Genomic DNA, 13,153 nt, shown 5'->3' on the forward strand with positions numbered 1-13,153 from the left:
CTCCGGCCACCGGCAGGTGACGCGTGTCCCGATTCCGCGCGGAACGGTACAGGGCCGTAACAGTGCGGCCGGGTCACCCTGCTGACCAGCTACTCTCCCTGCATCCATGGTGATTTGACGAGACGAGGGGACACCATGCGCAAGAGGATGATACGGGCGGCGCTGCCGGCCGTCGCGGTCGCGGCCGCGCTGGTGCTGACCGGTTGCAAGGGCGACGAGGAGGCGGCGGAGCCGACGGACGACACGGCGAGCGAGGGCGGCGAGCAGAGCAACGAGTCCGCCGAGGGCGGCGACGCCGAGAGCACCGAGTCGGAGGGCCCGAAGCCCGAGGACGTGTCCGAGATCGACCCGGCGAGCCTGCCGGAGGGCATCTCCCCCCAGGACCTGGGCGGCATGGTGCCGGACGACGTCCTGTCGCTCATCCCGTGGGAGGAACTGGAGGACCTCCTCGGCGGCGAGGAGGAGCGCACCCCCGCCACGAACGACGAGCTGCAGGGCGAGTGGTACACCGGTCCCGACCCCGAGGACGCCACCCTCAGCTTCGAGCAGGACGAGGTCATGTTCGTCGAGGACTGGGTCGCCGAGGGCGACATCTGCTACGGCGCCACGACCGAGGACGGCGCCTCCTTGGAGCTGCCGTACTGCACCATGTACGGCGAGGAGGAGTGGGCCAACCGGACCGCGACGCTGGAGTTCCAGGGCGAGACGCTGATCGTCACCTGGGCGGACGGCACCGAGCAGGAGTACCAGAGCGCCACCGCCGCCGAGTCCATGTGACCCACCCGGCGCGAGCCGCCCACACGAACCAGCGACGAGCCCAGGTCAGCGAGGGACTGACCTGGGCCGTGGCATGATTCGGCTGGCCGTGATCAGCCGTCGTCTCCCTGACACGAGTACGTGTCGATGAGGCTGGCGTCCGGTCGGAAGAGGGTCTGCCACTGCGGATTGGCCTCGCTGGCCGAGCCGAGGTTGTCGGTGAAGGCGGCGTCCCAGTCGCCGCTGTTGACGTAGTCCTTGAGCCACTCGGCGATCCGTTCGCACTCCTCGTTCCGGTCCTCCGCGATCCCGATGCCGTAGTTGTTGACGCTGCCGACCGTCAGATCCGGCACCACCGCGAGTTCCTCGTAGTGCTCCGCGAAGCCGTAGAGGATGAGCTGGTCCGTGGAGATGGCGAAGGCCTCGCCGCTGCGCAGCTCGGCGATGCAGTTGGAGGCGTCCTCTGCCTCGTAGCCCCCGTTGCCGACAGGGGACTCGTCCAGCGCGACCGTCGAGGTGGTCCCCGACCAGGTGCAGATCCTCTCTCCCCTGAGGTCGTCGAGCGAGGTGATCCTGTCGACGTCCTCGTCACGGACCATGAATCCCTGCTGGGTCCGCGCGTAGGGGCCGATGAAGTCGATGTCGTCCTCGCGGTCCTCGGTGATCGACATGGTCGCGATCACCAGGTCGGCCCGGCCCCCGGTGATCACGGTGGTGCGCGTCTCGGACTGCACGTCGTCCCAGTTCGGATCGTCCTCTCCCCGCAGGTCCGCGGTGAGCTCCCGGGCCAGCTGGATGTCGAGGCCGCTGCGCAGGGTGTTCTCCGCGTAGCCCGTGCCCGGCTGGTCGTTCTTCACGGCGATGACGAGCCGGTCCGTGTCCGGGAAGATGATGTCGTCGTCGGACGAGCCGCAGGCCGCGGCCAGACACACGAGCACCGTGGCGAGTCGCGTCGACCGGGCAGCGTTTCGCGTCACGAGTACCTCCGTCAGTCCCGCAGGGTCGCACTGCTGATGGCCACGTCCATGAGGCAGCCCACGTCGGCGTGCAGCGTGATGTCGAGGCCGAGCGTGGTCCGCGCCCCGCCCAGCGGAATCTCGGCCTCCTCGCCGGTGGCGACCTCGACCTCCCGCGCGGCCGGTCCCTCCCCGGCCGTCAACACCACGGAGGCGGTGGCCGTGGGCACGCAGGTCCCCAGCCGGGGGTCGTCGTCGGTGAGGTCGAGGGTGAACAGCAGACGGTCCCTGGTCTCCTCCGGCCGGGCGGTGGCCGTCACCGTCTCGCCGTCCTTGAGGGGCTGGGAGCCCTCGAACCTGAACTGGCCGGTGACGTCGAGGTCGCCGTGGTCGACCAGATGCTGCAGGACCAGCCAGCCACACAGACCCAGCAGCAGCGCACCCACGGAGAGGATCTGGCCGAGCGGCTCCCGCCGGCGGAACAGCCGGCCGAGCGGCGAGGGGCGCGGTGATCCGCCGCCTCCGGCACGGCCCTCGCCGCCCTCCCCGGGGACGAGCAGGGGGAGGAAGTACCGCCACGCACCGAGCACGACCGCGGCGACGAACAGCAGAGCGCACCTCACGCCCTGGGAAGTGCTGGACTCGGGACGGACGGTGACCGCCACGGCGCTCGCCGCCACGGCCAGCGTGAGCGGAAGCCAGGGCCAGCGCTTTCCGGCCAGCAGGCCGAAGAAGTTGTTGACGACGACGCCGAGGTTGTGCAGAACGCCCGAGTTGTGCTGGCCACCGACCGAGAGTCTGGCCCCGCTCCCCTCGGGGCGCTGCTCAGCCATCGCGTCGCGGAGCGGAGTCGGGACCAGAGCCGGGACCAGAGCCGGGACCAGACTCGCGACCGAAGTTGTTCACGACGACGCCGGAGTTGCTCCCGACCACGGAGTTGTGCCGGCCGGAGACGTGGATGTGGGTGACGGAGCGCTCCCTGGTGTCCCCGTCGCCCTCGGCCGCCGCGATCAGCGCGCGCACCTCGTCCGCCGCCTCGGGATGCCGCTCCAGCAGGTCCCGGAAACGCCCGGCCAGCGCCTCCCGGATCCGCTGTTCCCGATCCGGATCGAAGGGGTTGACCGCCTCGCCAAGACCCTGCCGCGACTGGTCGAGGCCCCGGGCGACCTCCTCCGCCTCCTCCTCGGGCCGTAATCGGCGCCACAGGGCGACGATCCGCTCCCGCGTGCCGCCCCAGGCGTCGGTGACCATCGCCGCGACGGCGGCCCCGGCCGCCGTGACCGCGAGCCCGGCGGCGAGTTCAGCGACCATGATGCCCCCATATCGTCCCCTGACCCCTGTGTCAGGTTAACCCTGGATCGATACCGGGGGTAATGCTTTGCGGCAAGTTGTGTAACCGTGATTTACACGTTGACCGCGGTCCGGGCCGCCGAGCGCCGCCGCCGGGTGCGGGGGGTTCAGGCCACGAGGAGGCGGAGGCCCAGTTCTGCCGTGTCGAGGGCGAGGAGGTCGCGGTTGCGTTCGGCCCACCGGCCCGAGGAGAGGTCGTCGTGGAGGCCGTTCACCGCCCGCTGCTCGGCCCGCGGTCCGACTCTCGTCCACACCGACACGGCGCGGCGCACACGTTCGTCCAGGTACGCCTCAGGCCGGCGCCAGTGAGCCTCGAAGAAGCCGTCAGCGCAGTCCCACGGGATGAGCACCGGCTCCGCGCGGCCCCCGATCGCGCGGGTCATGTCGGCCAGTGAGGGCCAGCCGACGAGCAGGTCGGCGAACTCCGGCAGGTAGTCGCGGGTGAGCCAGAACCGCTGGAGCCAGCCGGTCGTGCTGGCGTCGTAGGTGAACACCACCACCCGGCGGGCCACGCGCCGCATCTCGCGCAGCCCGGCGACCGGGTCCGGCCAGTGATGAACGGTGCTGACCGCCATCGCGGCGTCGAAGGACTGGTCCCCGAACGGAAGGCTCTCCGCACTGGCGGCCACGCAGGGCGCCGCGTCCGCGGGACGCTGCGCCCGCATGACCGCCGACGGTTCCACCGCCGTGACATCGCGGTCCGGGGGCTCGTAGGAGCCGGTGCCGGCCCCGACGTTCAGCACTGTCCGGGCGTCCCCGAGCGCCTCCCAGATCCTCGCGGCGATCCGCGGCTCGGTGCGCCGCGTCGCCGGATAGGCGGACCCGATGGATTCGTACAGCCGCACGCCGAACGCCTTCAGCTGCTGCTCCGGCGGCGTCCTGATCCCCATGGCCCGTGCCTCCAGTTCCTGGTCGATGGCCGTCACCATGGCGGCGGCCCGGTCGCGCTGTTCCCGCAGCAGGCCGCGCAGCCGGCGCAGGCGCGCGACCGCGTCGGTGGCCGGGTCGTCCACCAGATCCGCGATCTCGCGCAGGCCGAAGCCCAGCCGTCGGTAGCCGAGCACCTCCCGCAGCCGCTCCACGTCGCCCGCCGAGTAGGCCCGGTAACCGGCCCCGGTCCGCGCGGACGGCCGCACGAGTCCGATCTCGTCGTAGTGATGCAGCGTGCGGACGCTCACGCCGGCCAGTTCGGCCACCCGTCCCACGGTCAGATGCTCTGCCACGCCCTCGACGATGCGGCATGACGCCACGTGAGGGTCAAGCGTTCGGAGCGCCGCCCGACCGACCCGACCACCCAGCCCTCCTCCGTGTCCCGGTCAGTGGGACATCGCGGCGCGTTCGGCCTCGCTGCTCAGGACGCAGAACTCGTTGCCCTCGGGGTCCGCGAGGACGGCCCAGCCCGAGCCGTCGGGCTCCCGGCGGTCGACGACCAGCGTGGCCCCGAGGGCCAGCAGGCGCTCGACCTCCTCCTCGCGTGAGGTGTCCGGGCGCAGGCACAGGTGCACCCGGTTCTTGATCGTCTTCGGCTCGGGCACCTGGTTGAAGTGCAGCAACGGGCCCGCCGGCAGCATCACCTGCGTCTCGTCGTCGCCCGGCCGGTCCTCCGGATGCAGCGGCCGACCGGTGACCGCGCTCCAGAACCGCGCCAGTTCATACGCGTCCGCACAGTCGATCGCCACGTTCTGCACCACCGAAACCATGCCCCCGACCCTGCCCGACGGACCGGCCCTCCCGCCACTCGTTTCCCCCGTACCCGTCAGCGCACCAGCAGGTCGATCACGCCCGTCAGGTCCTCCTCGCCGCTGCCCTCGGCCAGGCGGCGGCGCATCAGGGCGAAGTACGGGGTGAGCAGCTCCGGGCTGACGCCCTGCTGCTCCGCGGTGCTCAGGAAGGTCGGCGTGCCGGCCACCTGCATGGCGAGATTGGAGACGACCCCCTTGGTGTAGTCGCCGCTCCGCAGCTGTTCGGCGGTCTGGTGCACCGCCGGGGCCATCGCGACGAGCCAGTCGGCGAGCAGCGGGGCGAGCGACGCGGGATCGATGTCCTCCCCGCGGATCAGGGCGAAGGCGTGCGCGGCCCCGGCGAACATCCCGTACATGGCGCTGAGCAGGGCCACGTCGTGCAGGGCCGCGAAGCCCGCGTCCTCGCCGACGTAGGTGGTGCCGACCGGGACGCCCAGCGTTTCCCGATGCCGCTCGAACAACGCCCGCGAGCCGCTGTAGAAGACGTAGCCGCCCGCCTCCGGGACACCGACCATCGGCGGAACGGCCATGATCCCGCCGTCCAGGTAGCGCGCGCCGCGGCTGGTGGCCCATTCGGCGCGGACGCGGGCCTGGGCGGGGGTGCTGGTGGTCAGGTTGACCACGTCCCGGCCGGCCAGGTCCGTGCCGGCCAGCGTCTCCTCGACGGAGGCGTCGTCCAGCAGGCAGACGACGACCAGCGCGTTGGCCGCGACCGCCGCGGCGGCGCTGTCCGCGACCGCCGCCCCCTCGGCGGAGAGGGCGGCGGCGCGGGCCGGGGTACGGTTCCAGACAGTGAGTGGGTGGCCGGCGGCCAGCCAGGCACGGGCCAGCGCGGTGCCCATCGCGCCCAGGCCCAGCAGTGTGACGGAGGTCTTCTCCCCGGTGTTCTGTGTCATGCCGATCAGGCTCGTCGCGGGCCCGGAGACGATCAAGTACCCACTTCGGAGTGGGTGCTTTCCTCCGGGTGAGCGAGCAGGTCAGGAGGGTGGGACATGACGACGCTGAACCGGCCGGGCGCACCGGGCGGACACGTCTGCGGGATCGACACCGCGATGGAGGTGATCGGCGGCAAGTGGAAGGTGCTGATCCTCTGGGCCCTCCACGAGCGCCCCCGCCGCCGCTTCGGCGAGCTGCGCCGCCTGCTTCCCGGCATCACCGAGAAGGTGCTGGCGTCCCACCTCCGCGAGATGGAGGCGGACGGCGTCGTCCGCCGCGTCTCCTACGACGAGGTGCCGCCCCGCGTCGAGTACTCCCTGACGGACGACGGCACCCGCCTGAACGCCGCCCTGGAACCCCTGGCCGCCTGGGGCCGCACCCGGCGGCCCGGGCACTCGCGGTAGGGGGCGGCGTCCCGGCGGGTGCACCGTCCCGGGACGCGGTGGCTCACTCCCCGCAGCGCAGGTCGCTCTCGGGCAACGGGCCGCCGGCCAGGTAGGCGTTGACGGCCTGGTCGGCGCACGGGACCGGCTGGTTGCCGTCGGTGGCGCGGGCGTAGACGCCGTGGCCGCGGATGTCCGCGGTCAGCAGGCGGGAGCCGTCGAGCGCCTCGTGCAGGGCGACGCCGCCCGAGTAGGGGGTGTTGTTGTCGCGCAGCGCCTGGAGCATGAGCACCGGCACGTCGTTGTCGATGGTGGTGCCCGGTTCGGCCGGTTCGGCCGGCCAGAACGGGCAGGGGCTGATGGCGTTGGCGAACGGGCCGAAGACCGGCTGGGTGGCCCGGCTGTCCTGGGTGGCCCGCCAGTACGTCTCCGGGTCCGCCGGCCAGCCGCCCGCCGGCCAGCCCGCGTCCCCGCACATGGTGAAGGCGGAGACGGCGAAGAACTCGTCGAGTTCGGGTGAGTTGAGCAGTTCCAGCATGGCGGCGAGCGCCGGGTCGGGGTCGACGTCCCGCCCGGCCGCCGCGTCGAGCAGATCACGCACGACGCGCGCCAGCGTCGGGTCGTTCTCCTCGTGCTGGACGAACTGGCGGAGGATCAGCCGCAGCTGGCTCGCGTCGACCCGGTAGCCGTCGATGGCGATCGGCCGGCGCTCGGCCACGGCGACCAACCGCTCCACGGCCGCCCGCACGCGGGCGGCGGTGCGGCCCAGCCGGTACTCGTCGTGGCGGTCGGCCGCCCACGCCGCCCACTCGTCGAGGCCCGCCTCGGCGGGGGGACCCGACTCCTGGAACAGCTCGTACTGGGTGAGCGCCGGGTCGGTGGAGCTGTCCAGGACGATGCGGTCGACGCGGTCCGGGAAGAGCTGGGTGTAGACGGCGCCCAGGTCGGCGCCGTACGAGACGCCGTAGTACGACAGGGTCGCCTCGCCCAGGGCGGCCCTGATGGCGTCCATGTCGCGGGCGACGTTGCGGCTGGAGGCGTGGGCCAGCAGTTCGGCGTTGCCCTCCGGCTCGCCGCACCGCCGGGCCAGCTCGCGCGCGGCCCGGACCGACGCCTCGAACAACTCCCGGTGCGAGCCTCCCCCGGACTCCGTCCGGGGGTACCCCCATGGCGGCGCGGCCACCGCGTCGGAGGGGGCGCAGGAGATCGGCGAGCTGTCGCCGACGAAGCGCGGGTCGAAGCCGATCAGGTCGTAGCGGTCGGCGACCTCGCCCAGCGCGGGGCGCAACGCGAGGGGGTAGTCGAGACCGGGGCCGCCGGGCCCGCCGGGGTTGGCCAGCAGGATGCCGCGCCGTTCGTCGGGGTCGGCGGTGGCGCGGATGCGGGAGACGGCGATCTCCACCGTCTGGCCCTGGGGGTTGGCGTGGTCCAGTGGCACGGCGAGGTACCCGCATTCGGCGCCGGCCTCGGCCAGTTCGGGATGCCGCTCGGCGGAACAGGGACGCCAGTCGATGGCTTCCCTCCCGGCGGACCGGGCTTCGGCGGACGAGGCTTCGGCGGACGCGAGTCCGGCCGCACCCAGGCATACCGCGAGGGCCGTGGCGGTGAGGCGGGCCGGGGAGGAGAAGGGCAGGGTGCGACGCATCGTTTGCTCCTTGAGCACGAAGGGATCGGTGGCCTCACGCTACGAAGCGGGCGTGACCGCGCCCATCCGGTCCACCCGCCGGTTCCCCCTGGGGCCAGCCCCCGTTCGTGCACGCGGGTCCCAGGGTGTGAGCGGCGCTTCTCGTGGAACCCTGTGACGGCATGACGGACTGGCAGCTCACGAGGACCTACCGCGGCGGCGCCGGAACGATCCGGTGGGACCGGTTCGGCGATCCGGACGCGGAACCCGTCGTCCTGCTGCACGGCACGCCCTTCTCGTCGTTCATCTGGCGCGGGTTCGCGCGAGGGCTGGCCGGGGTGTACGACACGTACGTGTGGGACATGCCGGGATACGGGCTCTCGGAGATGACGCCGGACCAGGACCTCTCCCTGGCCGCCCTGGGCCGGGCCTTCGCCGAGCTGCTGGACCACTGGGGGCTGAGCCGACCCCGGGTGGTCGCCCATGACTCCGGCGGAGCCGTCGCGCTGGGCGCCCACCTGCTGCACGGCGTCCGGTACCGCCGGCTGGCCCTGGTGGACGCCGTCGCCCTCGCGCCGTGGGGAAGTCCCTTCTTCCAGGTCGTCGGGGAACACGCGCGGGTCTTCGACCGCCTCCCCGCGGCCCTGCACCGGGCCGTGCTGCGCGAGTACGTGAACACCGCCAGCAGCCCCGGCCTCCATCCGGTCACCCTGGAGGCGCTGATCCGGCCGTGGTTGACCGAGGAGGGGCAGGAGGCGTTCTACCGCCAGCTCACCGCGCGCCGCCAGGACGAGCGCTACACCGACACCCTGCGACCCCGGCTGGCGGACGTCGCCGCCACCACCCTCGTGTGCTGGGGCGCCGACGACACCTGGATCCCCCCGGACCGGGGCCGTGAGCTCGCCGCCCTGCTCCCCGACGCGAGGCTGCGCGTCATCCCCGGCGCCGGACACCTGTCCCCCGAGGACCAGCCGGCCGAACTCGCCACGACCCTGACCACGTTCCTCGCCGCCTCGGACGACTGACCGGGGAACGGCTCAGCCGCGCGTCCCCGCGGCCGGCGGAGACGCCGCCGGTGGAGATGCCGCTGGTGGACAGAGTGGGGGGATCTGGCCAGTTCTCTCCGTGTGTGTCCGCCCGCTGTCTCGTAGGCTGAGTCGCTCGGCGGACTCAGGGGGAGGGGTCGTGTTACCTGAGGCACTGATGGCGTTGGCCGCCGCTGGTGGTGCCGCGCTGGTCGCCGCGGCGGCGACCGACGCGTGGGCGACAGCGAGGAGCCAGTTCGGCCGGCTGTTGGACCGGGAGGGCGGAGGCCGCCCGGAGCTTCGGGCCCGACTCGACGACCTGCCCGGCCACCTCCGGAGCGTTCGTCACCTCGACGCGACGCGTGCCTTCTGGAGCGCGCAGTTCGCCGACCTTCTGGAGCGGGATCCCGATGCGGCCGATGAGCTGCGGGCCGTTCTCGCGCGATTAGAGACGCCCGGGCCACCGCCGCCGAGCGGGGCCCAGACCAACATCGCCCACGGCGGTGCGACGCAGTACATCACGCAGAGTGGCACGATCCACGTCACCCAGCCCTCGTCCGGAACCGCGGGACGCGACGATGACACGGGATGAGCAGTCCAACACCGCGCAGTCCGGTGGGCAGCAGAGCATCACGCAGCGCGGCGACATCCACGTCCACGCGTCCCGGCATCGTGGACCGTCGAACTGGGGCGTGGTCGCCCTTGCGCTCGCCGTCGTGACCGTCGCGGTGGTCTCCTTGACCACGCGATGGTGGGAGGGCGAGGCGGCTCCTGACCGATCGGAGGAGACCGCGACCACGGAGCCCTCGCGAGAGTGCCGTCCCGAGCCGGCGGCCATCGGGAAGGCATCGGTCTCCGTGTACCCCTGCATCGAGGTGACGGAGGACGGCGTGTGGATCAGCAGCAGGGTGGAGTCGTCGGAGGCCGTCGCCATCACCGTGTTCGTGTGGTTGCGGGAGGTGGACCACGAAGTCGGCCTCGACGAGACCCTCCGAAGCTGCTACGTCGAGTTCTCCGGGCCGGGCGAGAAGGAGACCTGCGAGCATCTCATCCATCCGAACGCGCCGGGACTGTTCGCCGCCGCGACAGCCGTGCAGCTGGGGATCGCCACGGCCCCGTTCGGCTGGGAGGACGACAGCATCACTGGTTTCCTCGGCGGCCACCTCCACTGGCCGTCCGAATCCGCTCCCGGCGCCAGCTCCCCGTCGGCGGGGCCATGAGCGCCGACCGGCCGTCGCCACGCTGACGTCCTGGCAGCCGCCGCGCGGGTCGTGGTGCGACACCACCGCGTCACCGACCCGGTCCGAGCCATCCGCGAGCGCGACACCATTCGCCGGATGGTGGGGCACCCGGGCACCCACCGTTCTCCCTAGGGGTGCGAATGGGGGCGGGTTCAGGGGCGTGCCCGGATCCCCACGGTGAGCGGTCGGACGAGGCTGGTGGGATCCGCGCAAGTCTCTTGTGGAGGGGGTTCGTCCGTGCGGCACCACGTATCCGGTCCCACAGGCGGGCCTGGCGGCGCGCGTTCCGGCACGCTGTTCCGCGAAGGCGCCGCCGCCTACACGAACCTCTTCGCGCTGTCCGGGATCGTCACGGTCCTCGCCACCCGGGCGTTCCTCGCCCTCGCCGGATATCCGAAGCTCGGCGGGGGCGGTGGTCGCAGCCATCTGCACATCGCCCACATGCTGTGGGGCGGACTGCTGATGGCGGCCGCGACCCTCCTCGTGCTCTGCGTCCTGGGGCGCGCCGCCAGGCGCGTCGCCGCGGTGGCCGGCGGCGTCGGCTTCGGGCTGTTCATCGACGAGGTGGGCAAGCAGGTCACGGACGAGCCGGGGTACTTCTACCAGCCCGCGGCGGGCATCATCTACGCGAGCTTCGCCGTACTCCTCCTCCTGGCCCGTGTGTTGCGCGGACGGAGGGCCGATCCGGCCGATCCGGCCGATCCGGCACGACTCGGCGCGGAGGAGCGCACGGCGACGGCGGCTGACCTCGCGCTGACCGGCGTCACGTCGGGGCTGACGGCCGAGCAGCGTCGAGCGGCCCTTCGGTTGCTCGAGAGTTCGGAGCGCGATGTCGACCGGGCCCTGGTCCGGCTGTTGGCGACCGTCCCGGAGCGCGCTCCCGCCGAACGCTGGCGAGTTCGGGCGACCGACTGCGCGCGCGCCCTGCGGCGGCTGGCCCGCACCCGGACCGCGGCTGCCCTCGCCGTCCTGTGCCTGCTCACGGAGGCGCTGCTGCTCACGGTGTGGATCCCCGTGGACATCGCCAGCGGGGAGATCGCCCGCGATCCGGAGGCCGGGGCCGCCATCGGCATCCTGCTCAGCGCCGCCGTGTCGGCCCTCCTCGGCGTGGCCGGCCTGGTGCTCCTGCCCCGTGACCGCACGGCCGCGTTCGGCCTGTTCCGGATGGCGCTGCTCGCCGACATCCTGGTCGGGCAGATCTTCAAGTTCACGGTGAACCAGTTCGCGTCCGTCACCGAACTCGCCTTCGACCTGGGCGCGTTGTGGGTGCTGTCCGCCCATCTGGCCGCCCTCGCGGAACGGCGTCCCGTCCCGTTGCCCCGGACCGCGTAGCGCCGGACCGCGCGTGGGGGAACGGTTTGGCGGCGGATGCCGTCAGAACGGCATGAGAATCACCATCACCCGAATCGCGGCCTGTCTGCTGCCGTTATCGCTGGCGGCGACCCTGGTGGCCTGCGGCGAGGCGGATGCCGGATCCGAGAGCGGGGCGGAGTGGCGCGAGCCGCGGGACTACGCGTACACGCTGACGCAGACATGCGGCGAGCAGACCGTGACCGGCACCTTCCGCGTCACGGTCGAGGACGGGCACGCCGTGGGGTGGGAGCCCGTCGGGGAGAACCACACCCCGGAGTCCGCGGACGTCCCGTCGATCGGCGGACTGCTGGCGCAGGCCGAACAGGCCCGCGAGGACGGGGCGGACACCGTGGAGATCGAGCACACCGACGCCGGCCGCCCGACGCTGATCGACATCGACTACGACACCAACGCCATAGACGACGAGACGTGCTACGAGATCAGCCAGGTCACCCCGTGAACACACCGGAACCACGGACACCGAACCGTCGACGCTGGTCTGGACCGAGACGGAAACCTGGGTAGCGGCCCACCGGTCCGCGGCGTGCCCGGCACCGTCTCGATGTCGGTGCCGCCGTGGTCGTTCCTCTCGTCACGCGTCGGCCTCGACTTCTGCGATCCGCTCCTGAATCGCCGGATCGCTTGACCCGACACTGGTCAGGCCCGAACGATCCCCAGCATGGTCCTGTGGGACGAGCGGAAGTCGTGCCTCGCGCAAGCCCTGCACGTGGTCGACGAGTTCGTGTCGCCGGACCGTATCGGCCGCTCACAGACGTGGCGCGCTCCACTGCTTGAATCTGCGTCCGCCCCTGTTTCCGGAGATCCGGGCGGCGTTAACTGATCGTTTCAGAATGAATCCCTGGGGACAGCGGTCCGCGATAGGTTGGCGAGCCACGCGATGGATGCCGCCGGGGGTGAACCAACGATGGATACTGTGTCGCTGGTCTCAGCAGTTGTCTCGGTGGCGGGCGCGGTCGTGACCGTGACACTGGGCGGGCTGTTCGAGTGGCGTCGCCAGCACTCCGACCGCGAGCAGGCCCGTCGTGAACGCGTGAGTCGGTACCGCGATCCCCTGCTTCAGGCGGCGGCAGGCCTTCAAGCGCGGCTGGGAAACGCCGTAGCGCTGCTGTCCGGGCGGCCGGTCACCCAGATCGCGCCCGATTCGGCCCGGCAGGAGGAGTACAACCGGTACGAAAGCCTCTACCGGTTCGCCGTCTACCAGGGTTGGGTGCACATCCTCTTCCAGGAGGCGGGCTTCCTCGACCTGGGCAGCCGCCGACGCAACCGCCGTCTGGTGGAGCTGCTCGCCGGGGTGAGTGGCGCGATAGCGGGACACGAGGACCACGGCCGGACGGGAGTGCTGCAGGGAGGCGAACAACGGCTCCTCGGAGAGCTGATGGTCGTGCCAGACGGCTCCGACCAGGCACGTCGGCGCTGCCTGGGGTACATGGAGTTCCGTGCGAAGCTTGAGAGCGATCCGGAGTACGCCCAGCGGTTCCAGCCGGTACTCGACTACATCGACGGCCTCGTAGCGGATGGTGCGGCGATGCATGGACGACTGACCGCCGTGCACAATGCGCTCATTGACCTGATCGACTTCCTCGATCCTCACCGAGTGTGGGTCATGGGCGCGCGTGACAAGCTGCCGCTGCCTCTCGCGGAGGAGGGGGCCGGGAGGCCGGAGCTGGTCGGCGGTTCGAACGACGCCGTCGACGTCACCGACGCGCAGGCCGCCCCGCCGGGCGACAACGAGCTGCCACCGGAGCCGCTGGACAACCCGCGCTGAC

At 71.9% G+C, this 13,153-nt stretch carries 15 protein-coding genes; 8 read left to right on the top strand and 7 right to left on the bottom strand.

Annotated features, from left to right (window positions below; translation table 11 throughout):
- Positions 1 to 135 precede the first annotated feature (135 nt).
- Positions 136 to 777 carry a hypothetical protein gene (locus ABGB06_RS35265; RefSeq protein WP_347598247.1) on the top strand — a complete coding sequence of 214 codons (642 nt, stop codon included), beginning with the start codon at positions 136 to 138 and terminating at the stop codon, positions 775 to 777.
- Positions 778 to 869: 92 nt separating this feature from the next.
- Here the strand turns inward: ABGB06_RS35265 and ABGB06_RS35270 are convergent, their stop codons facing one another.
- The 6 genes from ABGB06_RS35270 to ABGB06_RS35295 all read right to left on the bottom strand — a co-directional run bounded on the left by ABGB06_RS35270 (position 870) and on the right by ABGB06_RS35295 (position 5,700).
- Entirely contained in the window at positions 870 to 1,733 is an 864-nt protein-coding gene (locus ABGB06_RS35270) for a transporter substrate-binding domain-containing protein (RefSeq protein WP_347598249.1), read from the bottom strand.
- Positions 1,734 to 1,744: 11 nt separating this feature from the next.
- The gene (locus ABGB06_RS35275; RefSeq protein WP_347598252.1) at positions 1,745 to 2,545 is read right to left on the bottom strand and encodes a hypothetical protein; all 801 of its coding nucleotides are present in this window, start codon (positions 2,543 to 2,545) and stop codon (positions 1,745 to 1,747) included.
- The gene (locus tag ABGB06_RS35280) at positions 2,538 to 3,023 is read right to left on the bottom strand and encodes a hypothetical protein (protein ID WP_347598255.1); all 486 of its coding nucleotides are present in this window, start codon (positions 3,021 to 3,023) and stop codon (positions 2,538 to 2,540) included. Before ABGB06_RS35280 ends, ABGB06_RS35275 begins: the two co-directional genes overlap by 8 nt.
- Positions 3,024 to 3,169: 146 nt before the next feature.
- Positions 3,170 to 4,258, bottom strand: coding sequence for a MerR family transcriptional regulator (locus ABGB06_RS35285; RefSeq protein WP_347598369.1), 1,089 nt, complete (start codon positions 4,256 to 4,258; stop codon positions 3,170 to 3,172).
- A 120-nt stretch (positions 4,259 to 4,378) separates the two neighbouring features.
- Positions 4,379 to 4,762 carry a VOC family protein gene (locus ABGB06_RS35290; protein WP_347598258.1) on the bottom strand — a complete coding sequence of 128 codons (384 nt, stop codon included), beginning with the start codon at positions 4,760 to 4,762 and terminating at the stop codon, positions 4,379 to 4,381.
- Positions 4,763 to 4,818: 56 nt separating this feature from the next.
- Positions 4,819 to 5,700 (bottom strand): NAD(P)-binding domain-containing protein, encoded by an 882-nt coding sequence (locus ABGB06_RS35295; protein ID WP_347598261.1) that lies wholly within the window; start codon positions 5,698 to 5,700, stop codon positions 4,819 to 4,821.
- A 96-nt stretch (positions 5,701 to 5,796) separates the two neighbouring features.
- Between ABGB06_RS35295 and ABGB06_RS35300 the strand changes: the two genes are divergently transcribed.
- A complete protein-coding gene (locus ABGB06_RS35300) occupies positions 5,797 to 6,144 on the top strand; it encodes a helix-turn-helix domain-containing protein (RefSeq protein ID WP_347598264.1) in 348 nt (115 codons plus the stop codon).
- A 43-nt stretch (positions 6,145 to 6,187) separates the two neighbouring features.
- Here ABGB06_RS35300 and ABGB06_RS35305 read toward each other — a convergent pair whose 3' ends face one another.
- Complete coding sequence (locus ABGB06_RS35305) at positions 6,188 to 7,768, bottom strand: alpha/beta fold hydrolase (RefSeq protein ID WP_347598267.1); 1,581 nt, start codon at positions 7,766 to 7,768, stop codon at positions 6,188 to 6,190.
- A gap of 161 nt (positions 7,769 to 7,929) precedes the next feature.
- Here ABGB06_RS35305 and ABGB06_RS35310 point away from each other — a divergent pair, with 161 nt between their 5' ends.
- The 6 genes from ABGB06_RS35310 (at position 7,930) to ABGB06_RS35335 (ending at position 13,152) form a co-directional block, all read left to right on the top strand.
- A complete protein-coding gene (locus ABGB06_RS35310) occupies positions 7,930 to 8,772 on the top strand; it encodes an alpha/beta hydrolase (protein WP_347598270.1) in 843 nt (280 codons plus the stop codon).
- Positions 8,773 to 8,932: 160 nt separating this feature from the next.
- Positions 8,933 to 9,364 (top strand): hypothetical protein, encoded by a 432-nt coding sequence (locus ABGB06_RS35315; protein ID WP_347598273.1) that lies wholly within the window; start codon positions 8,933 to 8,935, stop codon positions 9,362 to 9,364.
- A complete protein-coding gene (locus tag ABGB06_RS35320; protein ID WP_347598276.1) occupies positions 9,351 to 9,992 on the top strand; it encodes a hypothetical protein in 642 nt (213 codons plus the stop codon). Before ABGB06_RS35315 ends, ABGB06_RS35320 begins: the two co-directional genes overlap by 14 nt.
- Before the next feature lie 258 nt (positions 9,993 to 10,250).
- Positions 10,251 to 11,345: a hypothetical protein gene (locus tag ABGB06_RS35325; RefSeq protein ID WP_347598279.1), complete on the top strand. Its 1,095-nt coding sequence runs from the start codon at positions 10,251 to 10,253 to the stop codon at positions 11,343 to 11,345.
- 52 nt (positions 11,346 to 11,397) lie between these two features.
- Positions 11,398 to 11,826, top strand: a complete 429-nt coding sequence (locus ABGB06_RS35330) for a DUF6174 domain-containing protein (protein WP_347598282.1) — start codon at positions 11,398 to 11,400, stop codon at positions 11,824 to 11,826.
- Positions 11,827 to 12,300: 474 nt separating this feature from the next.
- Entirely contained in the window at positions 12,301 to 13,152 is an 852-nt protein-coding gene (locus tag ABGB06_RS35335; RefSeq protein ID WP_347598285.1) for a hypothetical protein, read from the top strand.
- Position 13,153 lies beyond the last annotated feature (1 nt).

The sequence above is a fragment of the Streptomyces sp. B6B3 genome (assembly GCF_039871525.1).
Classification (GTDB): Bacteria; Actinomycetota; Actinomycetes; order Streptomycetales; family Streptomycetaceae; genus Streptomyces.